Consider the following 621-nt stretch of genomic DNA (forward strand, 5'->3'; position numbering starts at 1 on the left):
TTTGCTTTGCCAGTATCCACACCGACATTAATATTTTGAAGTGTGTTTGTATTCATAATAAGCTAACTCTTGCTTGCGTAATGCGGGTTCGAGACCCAGTCGAGTATTCGAGTTTGGTGCTTGGAGTTCTATGTCGCGTTCATGTTTGTTATCGGTCTCTCGATAGAGGAGCCAGCGTTCAATCGAACTACAACATAGAAAGCTTTAGTTGCGGCTAAAGCCTGGGTCTCACATTACCCGAAACAGGTCGATTAATGGGGATAATTTCCCATACAAACAATTTAAGAGGGATTCCCAACGCTTGGTATTTTTGCTTCTACTTCAAGTTTAGTGTTTATGGCACAATTCTTTAGGTTTGGGTGGTAGCGTTGCTCACCCCTTAATTGGGCGTTAGCTACAAGGAGTAAATATGGTATCTCGGCATATACCTGAAAGAATGAAAAAGAAAATATATCAAGAAGACTAATATGACTTGCCCTAATTGTGGTGAAAGGGACGTTTCAACATTTGAAATTCATCATATCCAGCCTTTTTCTGAGGTAAAAAAGCATTGAAGAGAAAACATTGATATTACTTGTAGTAACTGCCATGCTAACGCACAGCAGGAGAGTTATCAGAAAT

At 39.8% G+C, this 621-nt stretch carries 1 pseudogene; it reads left to right on the forward strand.

The window, feature by feature from the left end:
• Positions 1–409 precede the first annotated feature (409 nt).
• A pseudogene (locus CIK04_RS35245) lies at positions 410–551 on the forward strand (HNH endonuclease); the annotation flags it as partial.
• Positions 552–621: the final 70 nt, after the last annotated feature.

This window comes from Vibrio sp. 03_296, from assembly GCF_002265885.1.